This is a genomic window from Halopseudomonas sp. 4NH20-0008 (assembly GCF_057548395.1).
In genome coordinates this window covers 166,133-189,221 of the sequence record NZ_BAAJMD010000002.1, presented here as the reverse complement: position 1 = coordinate 189,221, position 23,089 = coordinate 166,133, and the positions used below count along the sequence as shown (strand labels likewise).

Here is a 23,089-nt window from a genome sequence, read left to right as displayed (position 1 = left end):
CGCTATATCCAAATGAATATAGCGCGGAGCATAAAACGGCCCGGCCAAGGCGTCAAGCCAACCTCCCGGGTCAGGCTTTCAATGCGGATCGCTGGGCGGCTGGGCGGCCAGCATGGCTTCAAGTTCGTTCAATTCGCTGGCAACCGCCGCCGCGGTCTTGGCCTCTATCTGCTGGTACAACGCCAACACCTGCCGACCCAGCTCGGTAATCTGCGCGCCGCCACCGCCACTGCCACCGGCGGCGGTTTCAATCAGCGGTGAGCGAAAGCACTGGTTCAGGGTGTCGACCAGCAGCCAGGCACGGCGATAACTCATGCCCATCTGCCGGGCCGCCGCCGAGATCGAGCCGCTGGCAGCGATCTGCTGCAACAACTGCGCTTTGCCGGGACCCATGGCAATCGCATTGCCGTAGTGAATACGTTGGCGCAGTCGCAAAGGCGGGGAGTGGGTGGGCATGGCCGAGCTTCCGTGACAATCAGACTGGGTCATAGGACTATACCAGCCTGCCGCCCACTTGCAGCGCCCGACCAGCAACAAGCCGATGCGCTGGCGGGACCATAACCGCCAGCGTGGCGGCCTGATCACTGAGACTAGCGCTTGGCTGGCAAGGCCGGATCAGGCTGCTAAGGTGCTGTTCAGTTATCCACAGAGGGTTATCCGCATGTCACAGGCCGCAGGTCGTCAATCCATCTTCATCACCGGCGCCGCGTCCGGCATGGGTCGGGAAACCGCCAGACTGTTTCAGCAGCAGGGCTGGTTTGTCGGTGCCTATGATCTCAACCCGTCAGGCCTGCAAGACCTGCAGACTGAACTGGGGGCCGACAACTGCCTGATTGGTCAGCTTGATGTCAGCGATAAGGCGGCCTATGAACAGGCCATCGAGGCCTTTTCCACAGCCAGTGGCGGGCGCCTGGATATTCTCTTCAACAACGCCGGAATCGCCATGCGTGGCCTGTTTGACGAAATGCCCTTTGAGCAGCAGATGCGTCTGGTTCAGGTCAATTTTATTGGTGTGCTGAACGGTATTCACTGCGCCCTGCCGTTGCTCAAGGCCACACCCAATGCGCTGTGCTTCACCACCTCGTCGTCCTCGGCGACCATGGGCATGCCGCTGATTGCCGTATATTCGGCGACCAAACACGCGGTCAAAGGTCTGACCGAGGCGCTGTCGAACGAATTTCGACAATACGATATCCGCGTTGCCGACGTGCTACCGGGCCTGATCCGCACCGGCATGCCGGACGATGCCCTGCTCGCGGCAGCCGCGCCGACCGGGCCGTTCCGCGTAATTGAAGCCGTCGAGGTAGCCAAAGTGGTATGGCATGCGTACCAGTCCGACACCCTGCACTGGTATGTGCCCCAGGAGCTGGCCGAGCTGGACAAGGCCGCCGGCAACGATCCGGAAAAGCTCCGCGACAAGTTGGCGCGGCTGGTCTGATTCAGCTTGCCGCAGGCTCTGGCCTGCGGTTAGCCTTGGATTTTCAGATCTGGAGCAGTTTACTGATGCGCGTCAAAGTCTGGGACCTTCCCCTGCGTCTGTTTCACTGGTTGCTGGTGCTGGCCGTCACGGGCGCGCTGATCACGGTACAGCTGGGAGGCAACTGGATGATCTGGCATGGCCGCTTTGGCCTGGCGGTATTTGCCTTGCTGTTGTTCCGACTGGTCTGGGGGCTACTGGGCTCGACCCACTCGCGATTTATCAGCTTTTTCCCCACGCCGGGCCGCCTGCTGGCCTATCTGCGCGGGCAATGGCAGGGGCTGGGGCACAGTCCGCTGGGCGCACTGTCGGTGTTTGCACTGATTGGACTGTTCGGTTTTCAGGCCACCAGCGGCCTGTTCAGCAACGATGATATTGCCTTCAGCGGGCCACTCAGCCGAGCGGTATCCATGGATCTGGGCAATCTGCTGAGTAGCTGGCACAGGCGCACGGAGGAACTGCTGTACGCCTTGCTAGCGCTGCATATTCTGGCCATTGTGGTCTATCGTTGGCGTGGCCAACACCTGCTGGGCCCGATGATTCATGGACACAAGCAGGTGCAGCAACCGGTCGAACAGCCGCGTGGTGGCGGCTGGCTGGTGTTTCTGGTGACGCTGGCGGTGACGGCAGCCGGGCTGTGGCTGGCCAACGGCAGCTGGATTCCAGCCCCGCCACCGGCACCGGCGGTGCCGGCCTGGTAATCAGAGAGACTCTGGCGCCGGCTCAGGACAACAAGGAAGCTCAAACCAAAAGCAGGCTCCCTGGCCTTCAACCGAGTCAAACCCGATGCGCCCATGCATGCGCTCAATCAGCTCTTTGCTGATCACCAGGCCTAGACCCGTTCCTTCCTTTTGCCGGCTATTACTGGCGTCTGCCTGGGAAAACTTCTTGAACAGTTTTTCATGAAACGCCAGCGGTATACCCGGCCCCTGGTCACAGACTGAAACACGGACCTGTTGGCCATCACGTTCTGCTGCAACCCTTACCTGACCGCCTTCGGGAGAAAACTTGATCGCATTCGACAGCAGGTTGGAGAGCACCTGCTGCAGACGCAGGGCGTCAGCCATTATGTACTCATCCGGTGACGCACTCAGCTGCAAACCAACTTGAAACTGCTGTGCATAGGTCTGATGTACGGTCAGCGCGTCCGTCAGCAGTGCGTGAAGGGAATGGGCACGAATATCGAGCTGCATTTTTCCAGCCATCAATTTATCCATATCCAACAGGTCATTGATCAGATGGCTCAGGCGCTGACTGTTCTGCTCTGCGATGGACAACATGGACTTCACGGTCTCCGGTACCTCGCCGAGTGCGCCACCGGAAATCAATCCCAGCGCGCCGGAAATAGCGGTGACTGGCGTGCGTAGCTCATGGCTGACAACCGAGATAAGTTCGTTTTTCATCCGTTCGATCTGCCGCCGCTCAGTCAGATCCATACACGTGCCACTGATACGCTGCGCCTGACCTTGTGGATCAGTCAGGATATAACCACGCAGCAGCACCGGAACCGGATGCCCTTCAGCGTGCAACAGCTCGCACTCAATCGATACATAGTGTTCCTTGGCTTTCCAGGCCTCCACAACAGCCTGTTTCAAACGCATCTGGTCGTCTTCAATGACCAGCTGTCGCCAGTCAAACCCTGTCTGTTCGCGCTCAATTGCGCTACGGCCTATCAGCTGCCATACCCGGGCTGAGGCAAAGAAACTCTGGGCCAGCACATCCAGATCCCACCAGCCGTCGTTACTGCCCTTGAGCGCCAGACTCAAGCGCTCTTCGCTGAGTCGCAGGGATAACTCTTTTTTCTGCAACTTCAAGGTGATGTTGTCTGCCAATGCCTGCACCTGAATACGGCGGTTAACCAGGCTGGTGAGCAGCGCAAAAAGCAAAAAGCTGACTAATAAACCCAGCACGATGACCAGCCATTGGCCCTTGAAGAAGCCTGCCAGAAAGCCTGCTGGATAATACACAGCCACTGTCCATACCTGCCCATAGAGTTCCAGCGAGTAAAGTGCCTCGGCAGCTTGGGCACTATTCAGGTCAGTATGGCTTTTGAACAACAGGTTCGATTCGTTGGGCTCGAGTCCATCATAAAGAATGAAGTCAACCCTGACCGGCTGACGACTGAGCATGCCCTGCATCAGGTCCGATACGCGATAGGGGCTATAGGAAAAACCGCGTAATGCAGCAAGGCGCTGCGCTGGCGTTGATAACTCAGCACCCGACTGGTAGACCGGGACATACATCAGCAGACCCGCTTGTACCTCGCCGTGCGTCTCCTGCACCAGCGTAACGCGCCCGGTCAAGGTCGCTTCACCGGTTTCAGCGGCTCTCAACATTGCTTGTCGACGAACCGGCTCAGATAACATGTCATAGCCGAATGCAGCCAGATTACGCCCAGTAAAGGGTTCCAGAAAGACGATACTGGAATAGCGCTCTCGCTGACCTGGAGGGTGCACCTTAAAGTCAGCAAAACCTTGTTCGCGTAAAGCATGCTCGAAGCCCGACAAATCAACAGGCTCTATAACCCGGGCAAAACCAATACCCTGAATACCCGGATAGTTCTCCGCGACGCGCAAAGCGCTAACAAAACGCGCCCATTCCTCACGATTGACCTGCTGTTGCAAATCCAGAATAGCCGCGCCGCTAAGCAGGATCAGCTCATGATCAAGCATCCGCTTGCTGATCACCTGCAACAGCTCCTGGCTATGCAGCGTGAACTGTTGCTCAGCCGCCCGCCTGCCGATATCGCGCAAGCTGTACCAGGACAACATGACCATGCACAGTGAGAGCACCAGCACTATCCAGGCCGCCCGGTTTTCCCAGCTATATACGTGCTGAGGCAATCTGAACGGCTTGAATTTATTCTCTAATTGCATGCACATGCCCAGATCAATAAACAGGCTCGGGAGCCGCTATGACACGGGTAATTTACCCGGTGCCCTATATCAGCAGGTGTCCACGCCAATGACACGGCGATAGTCCAAACTCAGTCCATACGGTACTTGTCATGACAGGCCTTGCAGCTCTGCCCCAGCTCACCGAAGGCACTGCGGATACTGGCCTGGTCGCCGGTCGCAGCCTGTGCAGCGAGGTTGTCGGCAGCCGCCACAAAGTTTCCAGACAACTCGATCACATCGGGGAAGTTGTCAAACAACGCTGGATCAACACGGGTGACTTGATCACCAACATTCTGCTCGGTACCCGGTCCGTACAATGAGCCCATGCCCGAGTTGGCAATAGCCGCGATGGTGTTCGCTGCCGAGACCACCTGCGCCTGGTTATATTCAACGCTACCGTCAATCACCTGTGCTTTGATCTTGCCCATATTCCAGCTCATAAAGCTGTATCCGGCTTTACGGATTTTGATCTGATCTTCAGGTGATACCTGGGCTACCACGCTGAGGCTGGCGGCAAACACCACGGAACCCAACAATCCGGCGATAATGCTTTTCATGACGTACTCCTTGTAAAAACGACTGACTGATCACGGTTTGATATCACGTCAAGGTTGACGCAGACCTGTCACCTTGGTTCACGGTGGCAGGTCTGTCCAGCAAGACCTTTGGCTGAACCTGAGTATAAGACTGTTTTAGAGCCTGCGCCGGGGTATTCACCAGCCATGTCTAAGCCTTCTCGTCATCTGCTTCACTGGCAGAGCGCTGCAGATTGGCCAGGGTGGTAAAGGCGATATCAGTGCTCGGAAAGACTTCTGTTACCTGTTCGCGCAGCCAATCGGTGCCCTCCAGCTGGTCCATCAGTGGTCCCTTGACCTCAGCCAGATGCACCTGTACGCCACGCTCTAACAAACCCTCAGAGAGTTCGCTGAGCATGTCCAGACCTGTGCCATCAATATGGTTGACTGCGGACAGGATCAACAGCACTTCTCGGGTATCGGGGTAATCACCCAGGGCCCGGTATATGGCCTGCTCAACCGCCTTGGTGTTGGCAAAAAAGATGTTCTCATCAATGCGCAGCGCCAGAAGATGCGGCACGGTTTCCACCAGATGGCGCTGGGTGTTGCGGAAATACTGCTTGCCCGGTACCCGGCCTACCACCGCCACATGGGGTCGGCTGCCGCGCCAGAGCTGCGCGGCAATCGACAGACAGATGCCCAGCACAATGCCACCCTCGATACCCAGCAGCAGTACACCCAGAGCGGTACTCAGGAGTGTTGCCCCCTCGACCCGATCATAGCGCCAGGCACGCTTGAGGCTTTGCACGTCAATCAGCGGAATGACGGCCAGCAATATGACAACCGCCAACACCACCAGCGGTAGCTGGGCAAAAAGCGGGGCAATGGTGATCAGCATCAGCGCAATCACGGCGGCGGCCACCACTCCCGCCAGCGGGGTATTGGCACCGGCTTCGACATTCACCGCAGAACGTGAAAAACCGCCACACACGGCAAAGCCACCGCTCAGTCCGGCACCGATATTGGCTGCACCCAGCCCCAGCAGCTCCTGGTTCGGCTCGATGCTCTGGCGTTTGCGCCGGGCCAATGACTGGGCAATCGAGACACTCTCGACAAAGCTCACCAGACTGATCAACAGGGCCGGCACCAGCAGGCTTTGCAGAACGCCTAATCCTGGGGTTGCCCAGTTGAAGACCGGCAACCCCGCCGGCAGATTACCGACCACCGGTACCCCGCGCCCGGCAAAATCCAGCACACTGCTGGCCAGCAGAGCCAGCGCTAACACCAGAATCGGTGTGAGACGCGCCAGCAGGGTTGCCAATACCGGGCCAAGTCCAAGCCGCTGCAAGTGTCCGGCCAGCCGAGTGCGGGCATACAGCAGGGCAAGCAAACAGACAGTACCGACGGCCGCCACCAGCCAGTTGATCTGTGCCGCAAGGGCTGGCAGTACGGAAAAACCCTCTGGCAAACGGGACAAGCCAAGCAGGTAGGGTAACTGGCTAAGCACAATCAAAATGGCCGCGCCGCTGATAAAGCCACTGATAACAGGATGACTGAGAAAGTTGGCCATGAAACCCAGGCGCAACAGCCCGGCAACAAAGAGCATCAAGCCCGACAACAGCGCCAACCAAATCGCCAATTGCAAATAGTCGGCGCTGCCGGCCGCGGCCAGCGGCGCCAGCAAGGTCGCGGTCATCAAACCGGTGACCGCAACCGGACCCACCGACAGACTCATACTGCTGCCAAACAGGGCATAGCCAAGCAGCGGCAACAGACTGGCATATAGTCCCACCTGCACCGGCAGACCGGCGAGCATGGCATAGGCCATGCTCTGGGGAATGATCATCACGCTGACCACCAGCCCGGCGGTCAGGTCACCAGCCAGCCAGGCGCGCCGATAATGCCGCGCCCAGGCCAATATCCCGGTTCCACCGGGAGGCTGCAGACGCCGGTTTTCCAGCATCAACGCGCCATCCGCTGGTCATACAGCTTGAAGAGCAGCATACCGGCCAGCATGGCAGCAACAAACAGCAGCGCCTGAGGCATACCCACACCCAGCGCCACCAGCGCCGGACCGGGACAAAAACCGGCCACGCCCCAACCCGCACCGAAGATCAATGCGCCGAGGACCAGACGCCGGTCAATCTGACGGTTCTTGGGCAGGTCCATCGGCTCGCCACTGAGACTGGTGCTTGCCCGCTGGGCCCACTGCATGGGCAAAAAAGCGGTGGCAATGGCACCGAGCATAACCAGCGCCAAGGATGGATCCCACTGACCGAACAGGTCGAGAAAGCCCAGCACCTTGGCCGGATTGGCCATCCCGGCAATGATCAGGCCCAAGCCAAAAATCAGGCCGCTAATAAACGCCATAAGGTTACGCATGCTTCAGCCTCCCCATACATGACGCAGCAAGTAGACGGTCACAAACCCCGCCAACATGAACACCAGCGTTGCAACCAAACCGCGTGGTGACAGACGTGCCAGACCACAGACACCATGACCACTGGTACAGCCCGAACCAAGTCGCGAACCAAAGCCCACCAGCAGGCCGGCCAGCACCAGCGCAAGCGGACCGGCATCGATCACCAACACAGGACGGTTATACAGCAGCCAATAGAGCAGCGGCGCCAGCAACAAGCCGGCCACAAACAGTAAACGCTCGAAGTTGCCGTTCTGACGTGGCGTCAACAGGCCGCCGAGCATGCCACTGATCCCGGCAATACGACCATTGAAAAGCACCAACAACGCGGCCGAGAGGCCAATCAGTGAACCGCCGATCAGTGCTGACCAGGGGGTAAAATTAAGCCAATCAATACTCATAACCCGTCTCCTTCCACACAGAATAGTTGATACAGCGTGTTGATGACCGCCAGCGCTTCCTGACTGGTTATGCGGTAATAAATCTGCTTGCCTTCGCGCCGGGTACTGACCATGCCCTCACGACGCAACACACTGAGCTGTTGCGACAACGTCGGCTGGACTATGCCCAGTGCAGCCTCAAGCTCACCAACATTGCGCTCACCCTCAGCCAGCTGACACAAGAGCAGCAGCCGGTCTCGGTTGCCAAGGGTCTTGAGCAATGCATGGGCCTTATCAGCTGCACCGCGAAGGCGCTCCAGATCTATTGCGTGCTGATCTGACTGCATGGACACCTCTCCAAAACAATATATTGACAGACAATATATATAAAAATAGATTGTTGTCCAGCCCGACGCCTTCCCGGCACCCACAGGGCAGAGGAGAGCAACATGAGTGAAGGCAGCGTGAATCTGCGACTGGAACAACAACAGGGCTACCGCTTCAAGGCCGTATTCGACAGTGAGACCCCTGACCTGATCACCGATGAGCCAGCACCGCTGGGCCAGTCCGCCGGCCCCAGCCCGGCCGAACTGCTGATCACGGCGGTGGCCAACTGTCTGACTGACAGCCTGATTTTTGCCCTGAACAAGTTCAAGCAGCCGAGTGACGGCATGCGTACCGAGGCTGTTGGCGAGATTGGCCGCAATGCCGACAACCGTCTGCGCGTGACAAAGGTCATGGTGGATATCACCCTTGGACACAGTGGACAGGAGATCGACAAACTGGAACGCATACTCGGGCAGTTCGAGCAGTTCTGCACCGTCTCGCAGAGCGTTGCCCAGTGCCTGCCGATCCATCTGCGGATCCGTGATAACGCGGGGCAGTTGCTAAAGGACAGCCTGCTTTAACCGCTAAAAAACTCAAGTCCCAGCAACAGCTGTACCAGGGTCGCATTGGCAATATCGATAAAAAATGCCCCGAGTAATGGTATGACCAGATAGGCCTTGGGACTTGGCCCAAAGCGGCTGGTCAAGGCATTCATATTGGCAATGCCAACCGGTGTCGCACCCAGGCCCATGCCGATAAAGCCGGCACTGATACAAGCCGCATCATAGTTGCGGCCGAGTAGCGGAAATACCAGCCACACCGTGAACAGGGCAATCACCGCGGCTTGCATCAGCATCACCAGGCTGATCATGCCCAGCGCGCCCTGCAGTGACAACAGCGGCAAGCTGATCAGACTCATTCCCAGAAACAGCTGCAGGCTCAGGTCGCCGATCAGCTGGATCGGGCGGTGATCGACCTGCACCTTGACCAACTCAAGGCTGTTGGTCAGCAGAATGCCCAGAAACATGGCAGTAAGAAAGGCAGGTAACATGAGACCAAAGCTCGAAAGCCAGTCGTATACGCTCGCCCCCAGAGCAAAGCACAGTGCTACCAGTAGCACGGCGGTCAGCAGGTTATTCAGGTCGATCAGGTAGGTCGTCTGCTTGCCTACCTCGACATGCTGCAGCTCGGAATCATAATGATCAGGCGCCAATTTATGGCGGCGAATCAGAAAGGCCGCTACCGGTCCACCAAGCAACCCGCCGGTTATCAGGCCGACTGTCGCAAAGGTCATACCCAGAGTACTGGCGTTCTCAAGCCCGAAATGCGCCTCGAACATCTGCCCCCAGGTAATCGCCGTGCCATGCCCACCGGCTAGCGAGATACTGCCGCCAATCAGTCCATACAAGGGGCTTTCACCGGCGAACATGGCCAGCACCGTGCCGGTCAGGTTCTGGAACAACAGAAAAACCACTGCCAACCCCAGCATGATGGCCAAGGCCTTGCCACCTTCAAGCATTTGCCGTAGCTGGGCCGACAGACCAATGGTGCTGAAAAAGGCAATCAACAGCAGATCGCGCAAAGCCAGATCAAACCGAATTTCCCAGCCTGACAGCAACTCGCTCAAGGCCACCAGTGCACTGATCGGCAAGCCGCCGGTTACCGCCGCCGGGATGTTGTACTCGTCCAGCAGGCGAACGTGCTTATTGATCTGATACCCCAGCCACAGGGCGATGATCGCCAGAGCCAGGGTAATGGGCGTATTGATAAGGAGCTGGCTGGGTACATCCATGACAGGCGCGTCTTCAGGTTGACCGTGACTAAACATGTTAACAGTCCTGAACAACAAGGCACGCCTCCTTAAGCCAATCTTAAGTTTCGCTGGTCAGGCTCAGGACTCAATTCATACGGGAGTCCTATCATGTCATCGCCCATTTCCCTCGCTTTTTCAGACAAATACGACCAAGCCCACGCCGAAGCCTACTGGCACAAACACCGCCGTGGGCTTGCCCGACGTCTGTCCGACTGGCGCGATCAACAGCTGGCGCGCTGGGCCTTGGCGCAGGCTGGTGAGCCACGGCAGGTACTCGACCTGCCCTGCGGCGCAGGGCGTTTCTGGCCCACGCTGCTGAGCCAACCGCAGCGCCAGCTGATTGCTGCCGACAATGCCGAGGGCATGCTCGAGGTCGCTCGGCGCGTACACAGTCCGGCGACCCTGGCGCGCGTGCAACTGCTGCATACCTCGGCCTTTGCTATCGACCTACCGGAGCAAAGTGTCGACAGCGTATTCTGCATGCGCCTGTTGCACCACGTTGAAGACCGCAGTCACCGTTTGGCATTGCTGCGCGAATGTCACCGGGTAAGCCGTGACAGCCTGATCATTTCGCTCTGGGTTGATGGCAACCTCAAGGCCCGCCGCCGGGCGCGGCTGGAGGCACGCCGGGCCGCCAGGGACAGCACAGAAAATAACAACCGTTTTGTCGCCAGGCGCGACGAAATCGAGCAGCTGTTTATCGAAGCCGGCTTCAGCATTCAGGCCTATCAGGATTTTCTGCCCGGCTATGCCATGTGGCGGGTCTATGTCCTGCGCCGCAACCCAAGCCCCGAGGCCGCAGCATGATCAGCCCGTTGGCCGTGCAGGCAAGCGCCTCGATGGACCCGTTCAGCTTCTGGTGGCAGTTACCCGGCGAGTGGGTTGAGCCGCCGAACCAGCGACGCGGCGGCTGGAGCGGGGTGCTGCGCAGCCAGTGGCATGACCGCAACCTGTATATCAAGCGTCAGACTCACCACCTGTGCCGCGACTGGCGGCATCCCCAGGGCTGGCCAACCCTGTGTCGCGAGCATCGCAATCTACGGCAACTACAGCGACTTGGCATCGGCTGTCCTGCGCCGCTGTTCAGCGCTCGTTCAGGTGACTCTGCGGTGCTGGTACTGGAAGCCCTTGAGGGATTCATTGCTCTAGACCAGCTGATCATGCCATCTCCTGAGGCACGTCAGTGCCTGGCCCGCTCGCTGGGAAACAGCCTGGGCCGACTACACCGCCACCACCTGCAACACGGCTGCCTGTATGACAAGCATGTGTTTGTCCGACAACAGGCTGGGAAATGCCATATCGCGCTGATTGATCTCGAAAAAATGCGCTGGCGCAGTCGCAGCAAAGCCTGTGCACAGCACGACCTGAGTCAGCTGCAACGGCATCAGAGTCTGTTTGACCGCACCGACTGGCAGGTGCTGCTGGATGCCCATGCGCAGGCCTTAAGCCAATCTTAAGTTTCCGCGCGCAGGCTTGGCCCATCACTGGAGAAAACCATGTCAAAACTGATCGACAAACCCTGTCCAGCGCTGGCTACCTTTGCCGGACAGTATCACCTGAGTCTGTGTCAGGAAGAACACAACGGCAGCCCGCAACGCGCGCAGCTTGAAGACTTTGTACGTCAGCGTTTTGCCCATACCTACGGTGCCGACGTCCGGCACTTCATGCCTCAGTTGCTGGGGCTCTGGCAGCAGGGCGCGCTGCAAGCCGTGGTCGGGTTGAGACCTGCAGCGCAAGGGCCGCTGTTTCTTGAACAATATCTTGATAGGCGCGCCGAACAGCAGATTGCCGGCAACAGCCGCTTTTCACCGCTGCGCGAACAACTGGTCGAGGTCGGCAATATGGCTTCCCTGGCGCCAGGCTCGGCACGCTTGCTGATCATCGCGCTGACCCACTACCTGATCCACAGCGGCTTTGGCTGGGTGGTATTCACCGGTACCCCGATGCTGCTCAACACCTTCCAGCGCCTGGCACTGAGCCCAGTCAACCTCGGTAGCGCCAATCCCGACAGACTGGGCGAGCAACAACAGGAATGGGGCAGCTATTACGCCACCCGTCCGCAGGTCATGGCCGGTTATATCCCTGAAGGTCTGGCGCAACTGGAGCAACGAGGCCTATTCCAGCGGCTGGGCTTTCAAGCGCAATACCACCAGATTGCCCGGGAGCATCACCATGACTGCGCCTGAGACAAGAGCACAGGATGCTTTCTGGGCAAGGCTGAGGCAGTTGGCGGCACATCTGCCGGCCCTCCCGGCACTCTGTGAAAGTAATAAGGTGCTTGATTATGCCCAGCTGCTAGCGGCCATTGATCAACGCGCTGCGCTGCTGCGCGGCAGCGGTTCACGGGTCATTGCGCTGGCGCTGGAGAATGGCATTGAGTGGGTGTTGTGGGATCTAGCGATCCTCAAAACCGAACGGGTCTGCGTACCCATCCCCGGCTTTTTCAGCCGTGAGCAGCTGCAGCATGTGTTCGAGACCGCCGCTGTCGATACGCTGATCGGGACGCTGCCCGTTCACAGCCGCGACCTGCAGCAGGGCTTTAACCTTGGTGGCCAAGGCCTGCTGCATCGCGACCCGGTAGCACGCAATCTGCCCGCTGGAACCGCCAAAATCACCTTTACCTCGGGCAGTACCGGCCAGCCCAAGGGCGTCTGCCTCTCGGCTGAGCATCTGCTGCGGGTAGCCACCAGCCTGCGACAGGCCTGTGCCCGTGTCGAGCCGCAACGCCATCTGGTCGTGCTGCCGCTGGCGGTTCTGCTGGACAACGTCGGCGTCTATGCCGCGTTGTTGGCGGGCGCCGCTATCACGCTGCCAGTTGATAGCGGACTGCGCGGCAGCCAACTGGATATGGCGCGGCTGCTACAGGTATTACATGCGTCGCAACCGCACAGTCTGGTGCTGGTGCCACAACTGCTGCACGCCCTGCTGCAGGCAGCCCGGGTTCAGCCGATACCGGACAGTCTGCGCTTTGTTGCCGTCGGTGGCGGCCGCGTGGCGCCGGTTTTACTGGAGCAGGCGGCGGCCCTTGGCATTCCGGTCTTTGAAGGCTATGGCCTATCCGAATGCGGCTCGGTTGTCTGCCTCAATCAACCAGGCCATCAGCGTCCCGGCAGCGTTGGTCAAGCGCTACCGCATTGCCGCCTGTCACTGGCTGAAGACGGCGAAATCCTGGTCCATGATGCCGGTTATCTGGGCTATCTGGGCGACCCGACAAGCCCGCCTGAGCCGCTGCCAACCGGCGATATTGGCCGCCTTGAGAACGGTTATCTGACCCTGCTCGGGCGCAAAAAGAACCAGTTCATCACGGCCTTTGGCCGCAACGTCAACCCCGAGTGGATCGAAGCCGAACTCTGTGCTCAACCCGGCATAGCTCAAGCACTGGTTCAGGGTGAAGCCTTGCCCATTAACCTGGCGCTGATCGTGCCACGACAGGTTGCCTTCAGCCATACACAGATCAGCAACGAGATCGCCCGCGTTAATGCAGTTCTTCCGGACTACGCCCGCATTCAGCGCTGGCTGGTTCTCAGCGACCCCTTTTCTGTACAAAACGGACTACTGACCGGCAATGGCCGCCTCCGCCGCGAAGTCATTCTTACGCATTACCAGACTGAACTATCAGCACTTATTCCCGAGGAGATGTCCGCATGAGTTTTTTTCAACAGCTGCAAGACAACACCCAAACTGAGCGCGCCTATTTGTTTGCATCACCACTGGTACAAGCAGCGCTGCAGGGCGAGGTTAGCTTAAACAGTTACATCGCCTTTCTTGAACAGGCCTTTCACCATGTCAGCCATACGGTCCCCTTGCTCATGGCTTGCGGCTCGCGGCTCGGCGCTGACAAAGAGTGGCTGCGCACCGCGATGGCCGAATACATTGAAGAGGAAATAGGTCACCAGGAGTGGATACTCAACGATATCCGTGCCTGTGGCGGTGATGCTGAGGCCGTCAGGCATGGCCAACCAAACATGGCTACCGAACTGATGGTCAGCACCATGTATGACCGCATCCAGCGGCTCAATCCGGCCAGTATGTTGGGCATGGTATTTGTCCTTGAAGGCACCAGCATTGCCCTGGCCAGCGAGGCAGCCGGGGCACTGCAAAAAGGCCTGGGGCTGCCAAACAAAGCCTTCAGTTATCTGAGCTCACACGGTGCACTTGATCAGGAGCATATGAAGTTTTTCGAAACACTGGTCAACCAGTTAAGCGATCCAAAAGACCAGGCAGCGGTAATACAGACTGCCAAGGTTATATACCGCCTTTATGCGGAGATGTTCCGAAGCCTCCCCGGCTCACAGGAGAGTCACCATGCGCTTGCAAGCTAGTTCGGTCATTCTGACTGGCGCGACCGGCGGCCTGGGTCAGGCCATGGTCGCGGCCTTGTGTGAGGCTGGCGCCAAGGTCATGGTAGTCGGTCGTCAGGCCGACTTACTGACGCAATTGACGGAGCGTTATGCTGATCAGGTCATCAGCCTTAAAGCCGATCTGCGTCTTTCCACCGATCGCCTGCGGGTATTGGAAGCCGCTCGCGAGCTGTCAGACTTTAACCTGTTGATCAACGCCGCCGGTGTTAATCGTTTCAGCCTGTTCGAATCCATGGACGAGCACAGCATCAGCGACCTGATCGACACCAACCTGACCTCCACACTGCAACTGACACACGCGCTGCTGCCTCTTCTTAAGCGCGCACCAAAGGCCTGCGTAGTGAATATTGGATCGACCTTTGGTGCCATCGGCTATCCCGGATTCAGTACCTATTGTGCGAGTAAATTTGCTTTGCGCGGTTTTTCTGAAGCCTTGCGCCGAGAGCTAGCCGATACCCATGTGGGCGTGCTGTATCTCGCCCCACGGGCAACCAACACCGAGATGAACAGCCCTCAGGTCAACGCCATGAACAGTGCTTTACAGGTCAGTATGGACAGTCCTGAGCAGGTCGCTGCAGCCTTGGTAAAAGCCCTTGAGCACGACCTGCGTGAGGTCCATTTAGGCTGGCCCGAACGGCTGTTCGTTCGTCTCAACAGCCTGCTTCCACGGCTGGTTGATTATGCATTACGCCGTCAGCTCAGCACCGTACAGCATTTTGCCAACCCGGCCCAAACCCCTGTTGTGATGGAGAAACACCCATGAAATGGTTTGCACAACTCTCAATAACTGCGGCGCTCTGGAGCCTGGCACTGATCAGCCAGGCCGCCGATCTGGCTCCCGTGCAGGAACGCTGGGCACAAATCCGCTATACCTTGCCCGCCGACCAGCAAGCCAACGCCTATGAACAACTGGCGGCCAACTCAGCTCAACTGATTGAAAATGAACCTGACAATGCTGCAATACACATTTGGCATGGCATTATCCTCAGTAGCTGGGCCGGTGCGGCGGGCGGGCTAAGCGCGCTGGGTAAAGTCAAAGAAGCCAAGCAGCACCTGGAGCAAGCCATCCATCTGGACCCTCAAGCGCTGGATGGCTCGGCTTATACCAGTCTTGGCGCGCTGTATTATCAGGTTCCGGGATGGCCGATAGGCTTTGGCGACAACGAGCGCGCCGAGCAGTTGCTGCAACAGGCACTCAGGATCAATCCAGACGGCATTGATGCCAACTTTTTCTGGGCTGACTATTTGTTAGAGCAAAAGCGCTATGCTGAAGCCAGAGCCGCCCTGCAAAAGGCTCAAGCCGCGGCCCCTCGGCCTGGTCGTGAACTGGCTGACCAGGGTCGGCAGGACGAAATTCAGACCCTGCTCGATACACTATGAGACTAACTGATGCGGCTATTGCTGATCGAAGACGACCAAGCCCTCGCTGAGGGCATACTGACTGCGCTGAAGGGCGAAGGCTATACCCTCGACTGGTTGCAAGATGGCATGGATGCCTTGCATGCCCTGAGTAGCGAGACCTTTGATCTGGCTATTCTGGATCTGGGCCTGCCGCGCATGGATGGCTTGGCCGTGCTAAGGGCGCTGCGCGACCGCCATCACAACGTACCCGTGCTGGTTCTGACCGCCCGTGACGGTATCCAGGACCGGATTGCCGGATTGGATGCTGGCGCGGACGACTACCTGGTCAAACCCTTTGACAGCGCGGAGCTCAAGGCCCGACTTCGGGCCTTGTTACGCCGCAGCAACGGCCGGGCAGAGCCTGTTATCAATCTGCGCGGGGTTACCCTCGATCCGCAAAACCAGCAAGTCACCTATGCCGGTTGCGAAATCAATCTGTCACCCAAGGAATTCGTGCTGCTGCATGAGTTACTTGCCCAGCCAGATCGGGTTCTCAGTCGCGATCGGCTGGAACAGGCGCTGTATGGCTGGAACGAAGAGGTCGACAGCAATACCCTGGAGGTCCACATTCATCACCTGCGACGTAAGCTGTTCCCTGAGCTGATCCGTACTATGCGCGGCGTCGGCTATATGATTGAGCGACAGGCATGAACTCGATTCGCAGACGTATCCTGCTCCGTGTTCTCGGCCTGCTGCTGCTTGGCTCCCTGGCGCTCAATACCATCAGTTACCTGGATGCCACCCACGAAATTGAAGAGCTCTTTGATGCTCAACTCGGCATCAGCGCACGGGTGCTGCAAGGCTTGCTTCGTTTACCCGAAGCACAGCAGGATCACCAGCAGCTGGCGGCCACGCTGATCGAGGTCGCCGGTGCCGAGCCTACACTAGGCCACCGCTACGAAAGCAAGCTGGCTTATCAGGTACGTGATGCCGCGGGCCAGACTATCGCCAGTTCCTATAATGCCCCGTCACTATCACAGGACGACTGGACACCGGGTTTCGCCAACCTGCAGCGTGCAGACAAAGGCTGGCGGCGCTATGTGCTGACAGACTCGCAGCGGGGCATGGCGATATGGGTGGGCGAACGTGAAGATGTGCGCGGCGAACTGGTTGGAAAAATTGTCCGCTCGACCTTGCTACCAGACCTGCTAATCATCCCGGTGTTGCTGTTGCTGGTCTGGCTAGCCATAGGCTCAGGACTCAGACCACTGGAAAGCATGGCAAGGCTGATACGGGACCGTCAGCCAGACAGCTTGGCGCCCCTGTCTATCTCGCAGTTGCCGGATGAACTGGAACCCATGCAGGCAGCACTGAACCGCCTGCTGGCTCAACTGCAGCAACTGCTGGAGCGTGAACAGCGTTTTATTGCCGATGCCGCACATGAATTACGCACACCCTTGGCCGTGCTCAGTATTCATGCTGAGAATGCTTGCCAAAGCGCTAACCCAGATGAACAGGCTAATGCACTGGCTCATATGCAATCCGGCGTAGCAAGGGCTACCCGACTGGTCAGCCAATTGTTGACGCTGGCACGCCTGGGCGAGGGCCAGGTACAGCCAAGGCAACCCATCAACCTGCTGAGTACCTGTCGTAACGAGCTGGCTGAACTCATGCCCTTGGCTCTGAAAAAACAGCAGACACTGGGTTTTGATGTCGAGGGTGAGCTGCCTGCTACGCTGGTATTGGAACCCGGTAGCCTGCCCATGCTGATACAAAACCTGGTTGGTAACGCCATACAACACAGCCCGGCCGCTAGCCAGATTCGTCTTCACCTGAGCCAGACAGACCAGCAACTACGTATCTGCGTAGAAGATAGCGGGCCAGGGGTTTCTGAAGCCGAACATGCACAATTACTCGAGCGTTTTCACAGTGCCGGCAGCCAGGCTGGGGCTGGGCTAGGTCTGTCGATTACCCAGCGCATTGTTGAACGCCATGCTGGTCAGCTACGCTTTGGCCGCAGTGCACTGGGTGGACTGCGGGTCGACATCCTCTTACCGGTTTCAGCGTCCGCTTGAACTGACTCTATCAGTCCAGGCGGGCTGGAGGGGCATCCTGCTTTCGTGGATACTGGACTTTTTTGCAAACAGGAAAGCCCGTTATGTCTCCATCACGTTTTGATCTGAGTGGAAAAACCGCGCTGATAACCGGTGCCTCCAGTGGCCTGGGTGCCCACTTTTCCCGGGTACTGGCGGCGGCTGGGGCCCGGGTCGTGTTGGCAGCCCGACGTGCCGAACGCCTGGCGGCACTGGTCGAGGAGCTGCAGCAACAGGGTTATCAAGCCCTGGCCGTAACCATGGATGTGACCGATGCCGACAGTATCGATCAAGGCTTCAAGCAGGCGGAGCTGACCTATGGCCAGGTCGATATTCTGGTCAACAATGCCGGGATCGGTGATGCCGTACCCTTTCTGCAGATGACCGAGGGCAACTGGCGCAGCATGCTCGATACCAATCTGGACGGCGCCTGGCGTGTGGCGCATCGAGGGGCGGTAGCCATGGCCGCCAACCCGCAGGGTGGCAGCATCATCAATATTGCCTCGATCCTCGGCCTGCGCGTCGGTCAGGCGCTCAGTCATTACGCGGTAGCCAAGGCAGGTGTGGTGCAACTGACCAAGGCCATGGCGGTGGAGCTGGCGCGCAACAATATCCGCGTCAATGCCATTGCGCCGGGTTACTTTCGCACCGAAATGAATGATGACTACTTTGCCACCGCCAAAGGTCAGGACTATATTCGCGACAAGGTGCCCATGCGTCGCCTCGGCCAACTCGAGGAACTCAGTGGTCCGCTGTTGCTGTTGGCCAGCGACGCCGGCTCATTCATGACCGGGTCCGTACTGAATATTGACGGTGGTCACCTGAACAACAGTCTTTGACCCGATAGGGCATGGCGGCTTTGGCAAAATGCCTCTATGTTAAGGGTATCGCGCCTCCGGACTACTGATCGCCCTATGCCCCTTATTGATTTGCGTCGCAATGAACGTCCTCTGCTATTGGCCGGGGTGCTGCTGTTGGCCGTGTTCTTTGTGTTCCTCGCCTGGTACGACCATAGCCAGCGCGATACCCAGTGGCAGGAGCAGCTACAGGCTCAATCACAGATTCAGCGCATGGCGGTCGAGCAGTCGCAACAATCCCTGCGCCGTCAAGCGCTGATGGCGGCCCACAGTCTGGCAGAAGACCCCGACACCCTGCGCCTGATTCGCCGCATTGCCCTGTTGTACCAACGCGAAGGCCCCGATGATCCGGTGTTGATCAGTCTACGTGCGCAGCTGGAGCATGACCTGTCGGGGTTCTGGCGCATTCTCGAAGAGGCCGGCGCCAATCAACTGCATATCCATCTGGCCCCCGGAGCTGTGAGTCTGCTGCGCATGCACAAGCCCGCTGCCTGGGGCGACAGCCTGGTGGGTGTGCGCCCGATGATTGAACAGGTCCAGCAACAGAATACAGCCCTCAGCGGCATGGAAACCGGGCGACATGGTTCCGGCATGCGCGGTATTGTGCCAATCAGTGACAGTAGCGGGTTTGGCAGCAGAGTGATTGCCAGTCTGGAAGTCGGTTTTGGCATGCTGCCAGAACTTCAGCAACTGGATGATGACCTGCAGGCCGGACTGGCTCTGCTACTCAATCGCAGCCTGCTGGAAGATATCGTCCTGGATCATACCGATGTTGGTTTGATCGAGCTTAAAGGCAGTGATTGGTGGCTGGATCAAAGCTCGCGCGCCGATGCCATGGCGTGGTTTTCAGCCGACTCGGTACGCCAGTCCCTGCGCCAGGATGGCAACGCCGAGCTGGCATTGGACGGGCGTTATTATTTATTGACCAGCGTGCCGATGGTCGACTTTCAGTCGCGGCTGGATGAGCAGGGCAACCCCTCCGCGCTGGTATTGGTCTGGCGCGATATCAATCCGCTCTGGCTCCAGCATCAAGGGGAAAAGCGCCGCGCCTTGTTGACCTGGTTCATCGCCTTTGTCGCGGCCATGCTGTTGCTTGGGGGCCTGATGCTGGCAACCCGCGAAAGCGTGCGACGCCGCGAAAAACGGCATCAAATACGCCTGCAACAGGAAGCGCTGGAACGTGAACAGGCACGTCAGCTGCTGGATATCATTTCCCAGACCCAGTCGGCCTATATCAAAGCCAGTAATCTGAGCGACAGCTTTGATCAACTGCTGGCGCAGATTCTTGAGTTGACGGGTAGCCACTTTGGTTTTGTTGGCCAGGTATTGCGCGATAACGAAGGCCAGCCTTTCCTGCAAACCTATACCATTAGCAATATTGCCTGGGATGAACAAAGCCGGGAATTTTACGATGCCCGCAAAGCCACGGGCATGCGGTTCACCCGACTGGACACCTTGTTCGGTCAGGTGTTGCAGCACGGCCGCCCCTACATAAGCAACAACCCGTTGAGTGACCCGCACCGCGGTGGCTTGCCCCCCGGACACCCGCCATTGCAAAGCTTTGCTGGCCTGCCCATCCTGTTCGGTGACGAGATGGTCGGCATGGTCGGGCTGGCCAACCGCGAGGGCGGTTATACCCAGGAACAACTGGCCTATCTATTGCCGCTGTTAAGCTCATTGGGACAACTGATCCATGCGCTGCGGCGTGACCACGAGGAGCGGGCCTCGCGGCTACGGATCGAGCAGCAGCGCCGCGCCCTGCGGGCCATGAATGAGATCGCGGCATTACCCAATCTGCAGCTGGAAGACCGCCTGAACAGGGCGCTGGCGCTCGGCTGTCGTTATCTGCGACTGGACGTCGGGATCATCAGTCAGATCGAGGGCGACACTTACCGGGTACTGGCGCAGTGCAGTCCGGATAACCAGCTTGCGGCAGGACAACAGTTCGAACTGGGCAGTACCTATTGCGCCCTGACCCTGCAGCAAAGCGATGTCCTGGCGATCGAGTTTATGGGGCAATCCCGCTTCAGTGGTCATCCCTGCTATGCTCTGTTTGGCTTGGAGAGCTACCTGGGCGTGGCTCTGATAGTCAACGGTGAGCGTTTTGGCACGTTGAATTTCAGCGCCGCTGAAGCACGCGAACAACCCTTTGCCGATACCGATCTGGAATTTATCCGCCTGATGGGTCGCTGGGTCAGTGCCGTCGTAAGTCAGGACCGCAGCAACAGAGAACGCGAGCGGCTGCTGGAACGATTCAACCGGTTAAGCGAACAACTGCCGGGTGTGGTTTATCAGTTCCAGTTACACAGTGACGGTCACTCCAGCTTTCCCTATGCCAGCCAGGGGTTGATGGATATTTATGGCATAAGACCGGAATACGTCCGTGAAGATGCTACCGAAGCTTTTAAAACCATACATCCCAACGATCTTCTGCGGGTGCAAGAGAGTATTAGTCAATCAGCCCAGTCTTTGGCTATTTGGCAGAGCGAGTACCGGGTTAACCATCCTCAGTCGGGTGAAATTTGGCTGGCTGGCAACGCCATGCCTGAGCGTCTGACGAATGGCGACACCCTGTGGCATGGCTTCATTACTGATATCACTGTGCGCAAGCACATCGAGCTGACGCTGGAACATGAACGGGCACGGCTCGAGAGCATCATTCGCGGTACCAATATTGGTACCTGGGAGTGGAATGTACAAACCGGAGAAACCTTGTTCAACGCACGCTGGGCTGACATTGTCGGTTATCGTCTGGAGGAGCTGGCGCCGATCAGTATTGAAACCTGGAGCAATTTGACCCACCCCGACGATCTGGCCGAATCCGACTTTCAGCTGCAACAGCACTTTTCCGGGGCCGTGGATTACTACGACTGCAAATGCCGCATGCGTCACAAGCAGGGTCACTGGGTCTGGGTGCACTCCCGTGGCCAGTTGATCAGCCGCGGCGATGACGGTGAACCGTTGTGGATGAGCGGTACCCATGCTGACATCAGTACCGATATGCAGCGCGACCAGCAGATCAATCAGGCCCGCGCTTTCCTGCGCGCGGTGATCGATGCGGCCACCGAAGTCTCGGTTATCACCACCGATCTGCAAGGCACCATCACGCTGTTCAACAGCGGTGCTGAAAAGCTGCTCGGCTATCACGCCGAAGAGATGATCAACCGGGCCAGTCCTGCGGTCTTTCACCTGGCCAATGAAATTGAGCGGCGCGGGCACATGCTGAGCCAGGAAAAGGGATATGAGATCAGCGGTTTTGACGTATTTATCTGCAATGTTCGCGAAGGCGGCGGTGAAACCCTGCCCTGGACCTACGTGCACAAGGATGGCAGCCATCGCCTGGTCAACCTGACGGTGACCGCGATCCGCGACGAAAGCAACCATGTAAGCGGCTTCCTTGGTATTGCTACCGATATCACCGACCTGATTCAAACCACCCGTGCCCTGCAAAAAAGTGAATCACGCTTTCGTAGTATGGTCAGTAACCTGCCGGGAGCGGTCTATCGCTGCAACAATGATGCTGACTGGACCATGTCCTACCTGAGCGATGAAATCCAGACCATCACGGGCTATCCCGCCAGCGATTTCACCAACAGTCAGGTGCGCAGTTACGCCAGTGTCGTGCACCCGGACGACCTGCACATCACCTATGCGGCAGGCGAGCAGATCAACCGGCGCGAAAGCTTCGAGCTGGCTTACCGGGTTGTGCATGCCGACGGCCATGCCGTCTGGGTCAGGGAGAAAGGCCGGGGTGAATACGACGCCCAAGGCAACCTGCTATGGCTCAGTGGCTTTATCTGGGATGCCACCGAACAGCACCGGATTGACCAGCTCAAGGACCAGTTCGTCTCCACCGTCAGCCATGAGCTGCGCACCCCGCTGACCGCTATAGCCGGCGCACTCGGGCTAGTCAAAGGGGGTGCTCTTGGGCCCATACCCGAGTCGATGGCCCGACTGCTGAATATTGCCCATGACAACAGTCAGCAATTAAATCTGCTGATCAATGATCTACTCGATATGGACAAACTGGCCGCCGGTAAAATGCCCCTGAAACTTCAGGAACAGGACCTGACACCGATTCTACGGCGGGCCCTGGAAAGCAATCGCAGTTATGCCAGCCAGTTTGGCGTTCACCTTGATTATGGTCGAATCGACCCGGTGCGGGTCACACTCGATGCCCGCCGCCTGGAACAAATACTCAGCAACTTCCTGTCCAATGCCGCAAAATTCTCGCATCCCGGTCAACGCGTGCTGCTGGACGCCGTGCTGGAAGGCACGAGTGTGTGCATTTCCGTCATCGATCAGGGTGTTGGTATTGCGCCGGAATTCCATGATCGGTTATTTCGTAAATTTTCCCAGGTCGACGCTACCGACACCCGCCAGCGAGGCGGCACCGGCCTGGGCCTGGCCATCAGTCGGGAGCTGGCGTTGAATATGCACGGCGAGGTAGGGGTCGAATCCGAACTCGGCCAGGGCTCTCGGTTCTGGTGCCGCTTTGACGCTCGTCCCACTGATCATTCCCAGGGACCGGAATCGCAGGCATGAAAAAAACCTCTGAACAGATTGCCGTCCAGGCGCAGTACACTATATTGACTGGAGCAGATGGCAG

The 23,089-nt window shown here is 58.2% G+C and carries 22 protein-coding genes; 14 read left to right on the top strand and 8 right to left on the bottom strand.

Going from position 1 to position 23,089, the window contains the following annotated elements; genetic code table 11:
• Positions 1 to 78 precede the first annotated feature (78 nt).
• Positions 79 to 456 (bottom strand): winged helix-turn-helix domain-containing protein, encoded by a 378-nt coding sequence (locus tag AC27HQ_RS03055; RefSeq protein WP_487154426.1) that lies wholly within the window; start codon positions 454 to 456, stop codon positions 79 to 81.
• Between the two features lie 205 nt (positions 457 to 661).
• On the opposite strand from AC27HQ_RS03055, the gene AC27HQ_RS03050 reads away from it, so the two are divergent.
• Both AC27HQ_RS03050 and AC27HQ_RS03045 read left to right on the top strand, forming a co-directional pair.
• The gene (locus AC27HQ_RS03050; protein WP_487154424.1) at positions 662 to 1,438 is read left to right on the top strand and encodes an SDR family oxidoreductase; all 777 of its coding nucleotides are present in this window, start codon (positions 662 to 664) and stop codon (positions 1,436 to 1,438) included.
• A 65-nt stretch (positions 1,439 to 1,503) separates the two neighbouring features.
• Complete coding sequence (locus tag AC27HQ_RS03045) at positions 1,504 to 2,178, top strand: cytochrome b/b6 domain-containing protein (RefSeq protein ID WP_487154423.1); 675 nt, start codon at positions 1,504 to 1,506, stop codon at positions 2,176 to 2,178.
• Here the strand turns inward: AC27HQ_RS03045 and AC27HQ_RS03040 are convergent, their stop codons facing one another.
• From AC27HQ_RS03040 to AC27HQ_RS03015, 6 genes are all read right to left on the bottom strand, one after another.
• Positions 2,179 to 4,353, bottom strand: a complete 2,175-nt coding sequence (locus tag AC27HQ_RS03040; protein WP_487154422.1) for a CHASE domain-containing protein — start codon at positions 4,351 to 4,353, stop codon at positions 2,179 to 2,181.
• A 110-nt stretch (positions 4,354 to 4,463) separates the two neighbouring features.
• Positions 4,464 to 4,931, bottom strand: a complete 468-nt coding sequence (locus AC27HQ_RS03035) for a c-type cytochrome (RefSeq protein WP_487154421.1) — start codon at positions 4,929 to 4,931, stop codon at positions 4,464 to 4,466.
• 169 nt (positions 4,932 to 5,100) lie between these two features.
• Complete coding sequence (locus AC27HQ_RS03030; protein WP_487154419.1) at positions 5,101 to 6,852, bottom strand: SulP family inorganic anion transporter; 1,752 nt, start codon at positions 6,850 to 6,852, stop codon at positions 5,101 to 5,103.
• Positions 6,852 to 7,271 (bottom strand): DUF6691 family protein, encoded by a 420-nt coding sequence (locus tag AC27HQ_RS03025; RefSeq protein WP_487154417.1) that lies wholly within the window; start codon positions 7,269 to 7,271, stop codon positions 6,852 to 6,854. Before AC27HQ_RS03025 ends, AC27HQ_RS03030 begins: the two co-directional genes overlap by 1 nt.
• 3 nt (positions 7,272 to 7,274) lie before the next feature.
• Positions 7,275 to 7,709: a YeeE/YedE family protein gene (locus AC27HQ_RS03020; RefSeq protein WP_487154416.1), complete on the bottom strand. Its 435-nt coding sequence runs from the start codon at positions 7,707 to 7,709 to the stop codon at positions 7,275 to 7,277.
• Positions 7,706 to 8,035, bottom strand: a complete 330-nt coding sequence (locus tag AC27HQ_RS03015; protein ID WP_487154415.1) for an ArsR/SmtB family transcription factor — start codon at positions 8,033 to 8,035, stop codon at positions 7,706 to 7,708. The genes AC27HQ_RS03020 and AC27HQ_RS03015 overlap by 4 nt, the downstream gene beginning before the upstream one ends.
• A 102-nt stretch (positions 8,036 to 8,137) precedes the next feature.
• Here AC27HQ_RS03015 and AC27HQ_RS03010 point away from each other — a divergent pair, with 102 nt between their 5' ends.
• Complete coding sequence (locus AC27HQ_RS03010) at positions 8,138 to 8,596, top strand: OsmC family protein (protein ID WP_487154414.1); 459 nt, start codon at positions 8,138 to 8,140, stop codon at positions 8,594 to 8,596.
• On the opposite strand, the gene gltS is transcribed toward AC27HQ_RS03010, so the two are convergent.
• Positions 8,593 to 9,843 (bottom strand): sodium/glutamate symporter, encoded by a 1,251-nt coding sequence (gltS, locus tag AC27HQ_RS03005; RefSeq protein WP_487154413.1) that lies wholly within the window; start codon positions 9,841 to 9,843, stop codon positions 8,593 to 8,595. The genes AC27HQ_RS03010 and gltS overlap by 4 nt on opposite strands.
• Positions 9,844 to 9,936: 93 nt before the next feature.
• Here gltS and AC27HQ_RS03000 point away from each other — a divergent pair, with 93 nt between their 5' ends.
• From AC27HQ_RS03000 to AC27HQ_RS02950, 11 genes are all read left to right on the top strand, one after another.
• The gene (locus AC27HQ_RS03000; RefSeq protein ID WP_487154412.1) at positions 9,937 to 10,635 is read left to right on the top strand and encodes a class I SAM-dependent methyltransferase; all 699 of its coding nucleotides are present in this window, start codon (positions 9,937 to 9,939) and stop codon (positions 10,633 to 10,635) included.
• On the top strand, positions 10,632 to 11,285 hold the full coding sequence (locus AC27HQ_RS02995; RefSeq protein WP_487154411.1) for a lipopolysaccharide kinase InaA family protein: 654 nt from the start codon (positions 10,632 to 10,634) through the stop codon (positions 11,283 to 11,285). Before AC27HQ_RS03000 ends, AC27HQ_RS02995 begins: the two co-directional genes overlap by 4 nt.
• A 39-nt stretch (positions 11,286 to 11,324) precedes the next feature.
• Positions 11,325 to 12,014, top strand: coding sequence for a thermostable hemolysin (locus tag AC27HQ_RS02990; protein WP_487154409.1), 690 nt, complete (start codon positions 11,325 to 11,327; stop codon positions 12,012 to 12,014).
• Positions 12,001 to 13,476: an AMP-binding protein gene (locus AC27HQ_RS02985; protein ID WP_487154408.1), complete on the top strand. Its 1,476-nt coding sequence runs from the start codon at positions 12,001 to 12,003 to the stop codon at positions 13,474 to 13,476. Before AC27HQ_RS02990 ends, AC27HQ_RS02985 begins: the two co-directional genes overlap by 14 nt.
• On the top strand, positions 13,473 to 14,150 hold the full coding sequence (locus AC27HQ_RS02980) for an iron-containing redox enzyme family protein (protein WP_487154407.1): 678 nt from the start codon (positions 13,473 to 13,475) through the stop codon (positions 14,148 to 14,150). The genes AC27HQ_RS02985 and AC27HQ_RS02980 overlap by 4 nt, the downstream gene beginning before the upstream one ends.
• Positions 14,134 to 14,952, top strand: a complete 819-nt coding sequence (locus AC27HQ_RS02975) for an SDR family oxidoreductase (protein ID WP_487154405.1) — start codon at positions 14,134 to 14,136, stop codon at positions 14,950 to 14,952. Before AC27HQ_RS02980 ends, AC27HQ_RS02975 begins: the two co-directional genes overlap by 17 nt.
• The gene (locus AC27HQ_RS02970; protein WP_487154404.1) at positions 14,949 to 15,569 is read left to right on the top strand and encodes a tetratricopeptide repeat protein; all 621 of its coding nucleotides are present in this window, start codon (positions 14,949 to 14,951) and stop codon (positions 15,567 to 15,569) included. Before AC27HQ_RS02975 ends, AC27HQ_RS02970 begins: the two co-directional genes overlap by 4 nt.
• Before the next feature lie 9 nt (positions 15,570 to 15,578).
• Positions 15,579 to 16,241: a response regulator gene (locus AC27HQ_RS02965; protein WP_487154403.1), complete on the top strand. Its 663-nt coding sequence runs from the start codon at positions 15,579 to 15,581 to the stop codon at positions 16,239 to 16,241.
• Positions 16,238 to 17,605 (top strand): ATP-binding protein, encoded by a 1,368-nt coding sequence (locus AC27HQ_RS02960; RefSeq protein ID WP_487154401.1) that lies wholly within the window; start codon positions 16,238 to 16,240, stop codon positions 17,603 to 17,605. Before AC27HQ_RS02965 ends, AC27HQ_RS02960 begins: the two co-directional genes overlap by 4 nt.
• A gap of 83 nt (positions 17,606 to 17,688) precedes the next feature.
• Positions 17,689 to 18,462, top strand: coding sequence for an SDR family NAD(P)-dependent oxidoreductase (locus tag AC27HQ_RS02955; protein ID WP_487154400.1), 774 nt, complete (start codon positions 17,689 to 17,691; stop codon positions 18,460 to 18,462).
• A gap of 75 nt (positions 18,463 to 18,537) precedes the next feature.
• Positions 18,538 to 23,025 carry a PAS domain-containing protein gene (locus AC27HQ_RS02950; protein WP_487154399.1) on the top strand — a complete coding sequence of 1,496 codons (4,488 nt, stop codon included), beginning with the start codon at positions 18,538 to 18,540 and terminating at the stop codon, positions 23,023 to 23,025.
• The last annotated feature ends 64 nt before the right edge of the window (positions 23,026 to 23,089 follow it).

What these genes read in the sequence shown, in the direction of transcription:
- AC27HQ_RS02990 (WP_487154409.1), top strand. Translation starts at nt 11,325, where the DNA reads ATGTCAAAACTGATCGACAAACCCTGTCCAGCGCTGGCTACCTTTGCC.
- AC27HQ_RS02985 (WP_487154408.1), top strand. Translation starts at nt 12,001, where the DNA reads ATGACTGCGCCTGAGACAAGAGCACAGGATGCTTTCTGGGCAAGGCTG.
- AC27HQ_RS03050 (WP_487154424.1), top strand. Translation starts at nt 662, where the DNA reads ATGTCACAGGCCGCAGGTCGTCAATCCATCTTCATCACCGGCGCCGCG.
- AC27HQ_RS02980 (WP_487154407.1), top strand. Translation starts at nt 13,473, where the DNA reads ATGAGTTTTTTTCAACAGCTGCAAGACAACACCCAAACTGAGCGCGCC.
- AC27HQ_RS03030 (WP_487154419.1), bottom strand. Translation starts at nt 6,852, where the DNA reads ATGCTGGAAAACCGGCGTCTGCAGCCTCCCGGTGGAACCGGGATATTG.
- AC27HQ_RS03035 (WP_487154421.1), bottom strand. Translation starts at nt 4,931, where the DNA reads ATGAAAAGCATTATCGCCGGATTGTTGGGTTCCGTGGTGTTTGCCGCC.
- AC27HQ_RS03045 (WP_487154423.1), top strand. Translation starts at nt 1,504, where the DNA reads ATGCGCGTCAAAGTCTGGGACCTTCCCCTGCGTCTGTTTCACTGGTTG.
- AC27HQ_RS02950 (WP_487154399.1), top strand. Translation starts at nt 18,538, where the DNA reads ATGCCCCTTATTGATTTGCGTCGCAATGAACGTCCTCTGCTATTGGCC.
- gltS (WP_487154413.1), bottom strand. Translation starts at nt 9,843, where the DNA reads ATGTTTAGTCACGGTCAACCTGAAGACGCGCCTGTCATGGATGTACCC.
- AC27HQ_RS02970 (WP_487154404.1), top strand. Translation starts at nt 14,949, where the DNA reads ATGAAATGGTTTGCACAACTCTCAATAACTGCGGCGCTCTGGAGCCTG.
- AC27HQ_RS03010 (WP_487154414.1), top strand. Translation starts at nt 8,138, where the DNA reads ATGAGTGAAGGCAGCGTGAATCTGCGACTGGAACAACAACAGGGCTAC.
- AC27HQ_RS02965 (WP_487154403.1), top strand. Translation starts at nt 15,579, where the DNA reads ATGCGGCTATTGCTGATCGAAGACGACCAAGCCCTCGCTGAGGGCATA.
- AC27HQ_RS03000 (WP_487154412.1), top strand. Translation starts at nt 9,937, where the DNA reads ATGTCATCGCCCATTTCCCTCGCTTTTTCAGACAAATACGACCAAGCC.
- AC27HQ_RS02975 (WP_487154405.1), top strand. Translation starts at nt 14,134, where the DNA reads ATGCGCTTGCAAGCTAGTTCGGTCATTCTGACTGGCGCGACCGGCGGC.
- AC27HQ_RS02960 (WP_487154401.1), top strand. Translation starts at nt 16,238, where the DNA reads ATGAACTCGATTCGCAGACGTATCCTGCTCCGTGTTCTCGGCCTGCTG.
- AC27HQ_RS03055 (WP_487154426.1), bottom strand. Translation starts at nt 456, where the DNA reads ATGCCCACCCACTCCCCGCCTTTGCGACTGCGCCAACGTATTCACTAC.
- AC27HQ_RS03015 (WP_487154415.1), bottom strand. Translation starts at nt 8,035, where the DNA reads ATGCAGTCAGATCAGCACGCAATAGATCTGGAGCGCCTTCGCGGTGCA.
- AC27HQ_RS03020 (WP_487154416.1), bottom strand. Translation starts at nt 7,709, where the DNA reads ATGAGTATTGATTGGCTTAATTTTACCCCCTGGTCAGCACTGATCGGC.
- AC27HQ_RS03025 (WP_487154417.1), bottom strand. Translation starts at nt 7,271, where the DNA reads ATGCGTAACCTTATGGCGTTTATTAGCGGCCTGATTTTTGGCTTGGGC.
- AC27HQ_RS02995 (WP_487154411.1), top strand. Translation starts at nt 10,632, where the DNA reads ATGATCAGCCCGTTGGCCGTGCAGGCAAGCGCCTCGATGGACCCGTTC.
- AC27HQ_RS03040 (WP_487154422.1), bottom strand. Translation starts at nt 4,353, where the DNA reads ATGCAATTAGAGAATAAATTCAAGCCGTTCAGATTGCCTCAGCACGTA.
- AC27HQ_RS02955 (WP_487154400.1), top strand. Translation starts at nt 17,689, where the DNA reads ATGTCTCCATCACGTTTTGATCTGAGTGGAAAAACCGCGCTGATAACC.